The sequence below is a fragment of the Candidatus Epulonipiscium viviparus genome, assembly GCF_000171335.1.
GTDB lineage: Bacteria > Bacillota > Clostridia > Lachnospirales > Cellulosilyticaceae > Epulonipiscioides > Epulonipiscioides viviparus.
Genome location: NZ_ABEQ01000037.3, coordinates 20,663 through 27,381, shown reverse-complemented (window position 1 = coordinate 27,381; position 6,719 = coordinate 20,663). Strand labels below are relative to the sequence as shown.

The 6,719-nt window shown below is 37.4% G+C and carries 6 protein-coding genes; 2 read left to right on the top strand and 4 right to left on the bottom strand.

The annotated features are described in order from the left end of the window. Positions 1–208: 208 nt before the first annotated feature. Genes EPU_RS06700 through EPU_RS06690 form a run of 3 tightly spaced genes read right to left on the bottom strand, consistent with a single transcriptional unit; the run spans position 209 to position 3,165 of the window. Complete coding sequence (locus tag EPU_RS06700; protein WP_029488164.1) at positions 209–1,033, bottom strand: carbohydrate ABC transporter permease; 825 nt, start codon at positions 1,031–1,033, stop codon at positions 209–211. Further along, on the bottom strand, positions 1,026–1,898 hold the full coding sequence (locus EPU_RS06695) for a carbohydrate ABC transporter permease (protein WP_029488163.1): 873 nt from the start codon (positions 1,896–1,898) through the stop codon (positions 1,026–1,028). The genes EPU_RS06700 and EPU_RS06695 overlap by 8 nt, the downstream gene beginning before the upstream one ends. A 22-nt stretch (positions 1,899–1,920) precedes the next feature. Further along, on the bottom strand, positions 1,921–3,165 hold the full coding sequence (locus EPU_RS06690) for an ABC transporter substrate-binding protein (RefSeq protein ID WP_010167895.1): 1,245 nt from the start codon (positions 3,163–3,165) through the stop codon (positions 1,921–1,923). A gap of 383 nt (positions 3,166–3,548) precedes the next feature. Between EPU_RS06690 and EPU_RS11800 the strand changes: the two genes are divergently transcribed. Next, positions 3,549–4,163, top strand: coding sequence for a cation:proton antiporter (locus tag EPU_RS11800; protein WP_010167893.1), 615 nt, complete (start codon positions 3,549–3,551; stop codon positions 4,161–4,163). On the opposite strand, the gene rlmD is transcribed toward EPU_RS11800, so the two are convergent. Further along, complete coding sequence (gene rlmD, locus EPU_RS06680) at positions 4,160–5,524, bottom strand: 23S rRNA (uracil(1939)-C(5))-methyltransferase RlmD (protein ID WP_029488162.1); 1,365 nt, start codon at positions 5,522–5,524, stop codon at positions 4,160–4,162. The genes EPU_RS11800 and rlmD overlap by 4 nt on opposite strands. A gap of 148 nt (positions 5,525–5,672) precedes the next feature. Between rlmD and EPU_RS06675 the strand changes: the two genes are divergently transcribed. Continuing rightward, complete coding sequence (locus EPU_RS06675; protein ID WP_010167889.1) at positions 5,673–6,707, top strand: MORN repeat-containing protein; 1,035 nt, start codon at positions 5,673–5,675, stop codon at positions 6,705–6,707. Positions 6,708–6,719: the final 12 nt, after the last annotated feature.

The following is a 6,719-nucleotide window of genomic DNA, read 5'->3' as shown; positions in this document are numbered from 1 at the left end:
CGCTATCGCTACTTTCATTTTCTTGTTCATCATCAACACTTCCTCCAAATTTTATAATGTATAGCCCTACAGCCTATGATACAGCAGATGCTGCAGCATTGTCAATCTTTTTACTTTTCATGCATTAATTTACCACCGGTGCTGAATTTTGCAYAAATAAATAAAAAGAACGCTGGATTATTAGTCTCAACGTTCCTTCTAAATTTTATTATCCTTTTACCGAACCAGCTACTACTCCTTCCATAATAAATTTTTGCGCCAGTACATAGACTATCAAAATTGGCAACAATACCATTGTGTATGACGCAAAGGCTAARTTATAATCCACCGAAAACTGACTATTAAATACATACTGAGCCAATTGCAATGTCTGCTGCGACTCCTCTGTTAGCAAAATGAGTGGCATAGTAAAGTCATTCCAAGTCCACATAAAAGATAATATCGCGACCGTCGCCGAAATTGGCTTTAGCAAAGGAAATACTATTATACTAAATGTTTTTAACACACCYGCTCCATCTATCATTGCTGCCTCTTCTARTGCTATTGGCAAACTTTTTATGGCACCAGAATATAAAAAGCAATTCATCGGCAAACCAAATATCACATACAAAAATGCAATTCCCCATATGTTATCCAAATTAAATCTGCTTGCCTGAATAACTAACGGCAACATAATCACGCTAAACGGTATAAACATCGCACTCAAAAAATAGTAATAAATATATTTAAAGAACTTACTCTTGTCTTTATTCCTTGTAATTGCATATGCCGCAAACGAATTTAGTGGCAATGTAAAAATTAAATTAATCACAGTAATTATTGCCGTATTGGTAAATTTTCTTGGGTAATCTGTTTTAATCCATGCATCTGCAAAGTTTTCTAGTCTTAGTTCTCGCGGAAAGGACAAAACATTTATCATATCTGATGGGTCTTTTACTGCTATTACAAAAACCATATATAACGGCAACAAAATAGATACTATCATTCCTAATATTAATAGTGCTGTAACACTCCAATTTTTCTTGCTAGTCATTATACTTTGCCTCCCTCTTCTCCAAAAAGTATAGTTGCAACAAAGATATACCTGCTATTATAATAAATAGCACCACCGCATTAGCCGACTGATACGCAAACTGTCCACCCGATAATCCACGTTTATAAATTAATACTGCAATAGAAGTTGTCGTCATACCCGGGCCGCCACCGGTCATTGCCATAATTTGATCATATACCATCAAAAACCCTTTAATAGATAAAACCATATTGATAGTAAACGATGTTGCAAGCAACGGAAAAGTAATTTTCATAAATCGCTTCATTCCATATGCCCCATCAATAGCTGCCGCTTCATACACTTCCGTACTGATTCCCTTTAATCCTGCAGTATAAATCAATGTATTAAACGCGCTACTAGCCCAAACTGTTACAAAAATTATCCCCCACATTGCATTATCTGTTCCYAAAATATTTACACTCAATGCGTCGATCCCTAGCGTCTTTCCGATTGTCGGAACTATATTGGCAAAGATATAATTAAATATAAAACCAACCATTAGATTTCCCAACATATATGGCAAAAAATACGTTGCCTTCAAAAATCCTGCAAATTTTATATTGCTATTTAAAGCGCACGCCAACACCAAGCTTAAGATATTTACCAAAATTGTCGTAATGATGGCAAAAGTAAATGTAAACGAATAGGCGTTAAATATGTCGGGATCTTTAAATAGCTGCAAATAATTATTTAATCCCACAAAATCCCAATTTCCATATCCTTTCCAATTTGTAAAGCTATAAAATATCCCCTGCAAAAAAGGAATCGTATGAAATACAAAAAAACATAGCGCCATCAGCACCACCATTACATAATAAATAGGATTGATCTTTTTCTTATTCATTTTTTTCGCTCCTCACTATTCATTATTTAATATTAACRGCATCGTATTTGGCGTCTAAATCTTTTAATGTCTTATTAATATTTTCATCGTCATCCATTCCAGATACATAATTCATTGCGAATCCCGACAACACCGCCTGCAAGTCTAATCCATTTGGGTAATAATGATCCGGAAAATTTTCTACGTTGCCATTTTCTACMTCTTTACTTATATCAGCCACCGCAGGATTTGTTTGCTCTACCCCCTTAATGGCAGAAAATGCGAATTGATCTTCGATATACCTGCCAGCTACTTCTGGTGAAACTGCATATTCTACAAACTTCTTCGCAATGCTTTCTTTCTCTTCGTCACCATCCACCACCGCTAACAATACATCTACTCCCGAAGTCAACTTATTTTTTGCCGCAGTATTTGATGTGGGAAACGAAAACATCCCTAAATTGATATCCGGATTAGATGCAGTAATTTGGTTAATTGCCCAGTTTCCATTAATCATCATTGCACCAGCTCCAGTTGCAAATGCTTTGTTTCCATCGTTATACGACGTTCCCATAAAGTCTGGTTGCGCATAATTCATCAGCACAATCATTTTTTCCAATACCTCTTCATGAGTTCCTAAAAATGTTGCCTTACCTTCCATTCTATCGCTCATAAAGTTATCTGGTTGTATCACAGGTGCCATACTATTCCACGGCGGCAATATTGTCCAACTATCTTTATACGTAAATACAAAAGGATTAATTCCCGCGCTGTCTAGCTTCTCTATTACGGTCACAAATTCATCCCAGGTATGCGGAACCGATACGCCCACTTGCTCAAATAAATCTTTGTTATAAATAATCCCCGATGCATTTGTTGCGTAAGGAATTCCGTATACTTTTTCTTCTTTGTTTTCGTTTCTATTATAAACCATTTCTAAATAACTCTTATGTAAATTGGATACATACACTTCATTGCTCAAATCAACTAACATTCCCGCCCCTTGAACTTCTGTAAAATTGCTATCTCCRCCTATTGCAATAATGTCTGGCATATCATTTTTCGCCATTCTAGTTTTTAACACTGTCGCTGCATCTGCTGGCGCTACAACGTTTACTGTATGCTCCGGATTCTGGGCATTAAATTCRGCTGCAATGCTTTCTAATATTGCCACATTTTCTGCCTTGCTTGAAAATAATTCTAAAACGCTGTTCTCCGCATCGCCATTACCGCATCCTACCAATGTTCCTGCTGCCATAATCAACAATAGTGCATTTTTTTTATTCATATAAACTCCTCCATCAATTTAAATATTTACATAATAGTAAATCATATCGCAATTAATTGTCAATATGTTTTTATTATCTAAATTTTATTTCCGTATATTAAATTTATACTACATTTTTTTATTTTTATTCATATAAACTCCTCCATCAATTTAAATATTTACATAATAGTAAATCATATCGCAATTGATTATCAATATGTTTTTATTATCTAAATTTTATTTCCGTATATTAAATTTATTTCACACAATACAAAATCGGCACTATATCTGAATACGCAATATGTCAACATCATTATCTACAAAACTTTATAAGCTCCATCGCTCTTCCTGTTGGTCTTGGCATAGGAATCGGGTTCGCTGTATCACTGCTTTTCAAAAAAGAGATGTCTCAAAGCAAAATTTTATGTGCTACTCTATTTTCGCTTGCGATGACATTTGGAATTGCTTATGCCATCGATCACTTTGTCTTGGCAACACCAATCATAAACTATATGCTACTTGGTATGGCAACATTTACCACTCTTGCTAACCTTGTTCCTGAACACACAATGACCAAAATTGCAAACTCTGTTTCGCCAGTAGTTGGCATCGGGTTTATGCTTATGATCATCAACTTGGGAGCACCACTCGACTACCGTTTGATACTAGGCGCTGGTCTACTCACTGCCATCTATATCATATCACGAGCATTCGGCAAATACTTCAGCACCTATCTTGGTGCCCATATTTCTAATGCCGAGCCTACTGTAAAAAAATATTTGGGATTCGTACTTCTTCCACACTCTGGAGTTTCTCTCATATTTACAGGAATGGCCGTTGCATCACTCAGTACATTCGATACTGAATCCGCAGTTCTGGTGCAAGGAACCATCGCCGCAGCTGCAGTTATAAACGAAATCATTGCAGTAATCATTGCCAAGAAAGGCTTCGAATGGGGCGGTGAGCTCTCTACTACAAAAGCCCCTAACCCGGATTCTGCTGCCGTAAATAATTATTAATTTTCTGAGGACGGATCGCTATGATTTGTCCTCTTTAACAATACCACAGTTTCTACATGATACGTTTGAGCAAACATGTCCACGCATAAACTCTGCGCCACATGATATCCCCCCTCTGCGAAGGCAACCAAATCTCTTGCCAACGATGTTGCTTTACATGAAATATACAAAATCTCTGCCACTCCAAAATTAATGATCTTCTCTAACGCCTTCCTATGAATCCCATCTCTAGGCGGATCCACAACAATTACATCTGGTCCGACATCGGCATTATCTATTTGTGTGAGCACATCTCCTGCTATAAATTCACAATTCTCTAACCCATTCAGCTTTGCGTTTTCCTTTGCCGCAGCAACCGCTTCTGCAACAATCTCTATCCCCACCACCTTCTTTGCTTTCAATGCCATTATTTGAGCAATCGTTCCTGTGCCCGAATATAAATCAAAAACTGTTTTGTCTTCTAAATCAGAAAGTAGAGCAAGCGCATTTGCATATAACACCTCTGCTCCTTTTGTATTAGTTTGAAAAAATGAAAAGGGTGAGATCTTAAACTTCAATCCTAGAATTTCTTCGTATATATAATTTAACCCATACAACAACTCCACGCTGTCGGGCTTTATCGCATCTGACGGACTGTCGCTAATTGTATGCAGTACTCCTGCTATTTTAAACCCAGTATTTTTTATGGCTTCCACAAATGCCGTAAAGTCGTATGCTATTTGAGATGAAGTTACAATATTTACCAAAAAYTCTCCTGTAGTTTCAGAACGTCTAACCACCAAAAACTTCAAAAATCCCTGATGCGAAACTTTTTTATAATATGGGAYATTYTCTACTGCAAAAAARTCCAGTGTTGCTCGCAATATTGCATTAAATCCATCATCCACGATCTTGCAATCGTCAACCGTTACAATATCAAAAGTAGTTCGTTTTTTATGAAGCCCCAACGCCAGCGGCCCATCTTTTACAGTATCTCCAAAAGTATACTCCATTTTGTTTCTATACTGAAACCACTTAGGGGAGCCCAAGATTTCTGCAACTTCAAAATTCAAAATCTGATTTACCCATCTCAACTTTCGCTCGAGCTGCTTTTCGTATGGCAAATTTTGTAGCGCACACCCTCCGCAAGCTCCAAAGAACTTACATTTCGCCGCGATATAATATGACGGATTTTTTATGACTCTCTCTAGCCTTGCTTCCCAATTGCCCTTGCGCTTTTTCAGCAATCGCACTTCCACTTCCTGCCCCTCATATGCATCTGGCACATACGCCTTTGCTGCATCATCGAGATAGATTACTCCCTTGTTTTTAACATTTATTTTTGAGATTACTCCCACTGCTATATCATTCTTTTTTKGCATAATTATATTCCTTCTAAATTTTTTTTAATTATTACATAAAAATGCCATATATTCAAGCCGAATTAACTTATTTTTGATTAATAAGCAGTACTATTTTCGGTCATACTATTATCAACAATGATTTTTAATGATATACAAAGGAGACATTATGTTTAAAAAACTAACTACGCTATTTACCAAAGATAGAGAAACAAAGCATAAAGAGATTATTTACTATTCAGACGGCACTAAGATGTATGAAGGCACAACGCTAAATCACTTTTTTGAGGGCGCAGGCAAGCTATATAACGAAGAGGGAGTGCTCATTTATGACGGCAACTTTCACGAGGGTTTTCGATCTGGCTCCGGAACCGCTTTTCTTCCCGATTCTATCTACGTAGGCGAATTTCGCAATGATAAAATGCAGGGTCATGGTGTTCAAACTTGGGACGACGGCAGTGTCTATACTGGCAATTTTTTAGATGATCTTAGAGACGGAAAAGGCATATTAAAACTTGTGGACGGAACAACTTTTGAGGGCAATTTTTTGGCTAACGAACTAGAAGGAGTTGCGACGGCTACATATGCAAACGGCGATACTTATATTGGAGATTTTGAGAACAGCATCGCTCAAGGAAAAGGTAAAATCATATTTAGCAATGGCGACATATACGAAGGTGACATTATTAAAAATTGTCTCCCACATGGCAAGGGATCTCTCACACTAGTGGATGGGTCGATATATCGCGGCGACTTTTCTTATGGTGCTGTTACAGGCAAGGGAATGAAATGTTTTCCAAATGGGCACAGATATATGGGAGAATTTCGAAATGGGCTAATGGAAGGCGAGGGTTGCTACGAAGATGCGCAGCACCACCGATACGAGGGGCTATTCGAAAACGACTATATGGTTGCTTCATACCATGGGGTTTATCTATATCCCGATGGCAAATATGAGGGACCTTTACAAAAAAGTAAACCCGAAGGTGAAGGTGTTTTCTACTACGACAATGGTGATATATATAAAGGAGAATTTCGAAATGGCAAAATGACAGGCAAGGGCGAAAAAACTTTTGCAAACGGGCATATATATGTAGGCGAATTTCGAGATGGGATGATGCACGGCGAGGGTATATATAACGACACATTTGCAGTATATAAGGGCTTGTTTACAGACAACTATATGATCAAAAGATTTTCATAGGCAGCAATTGTT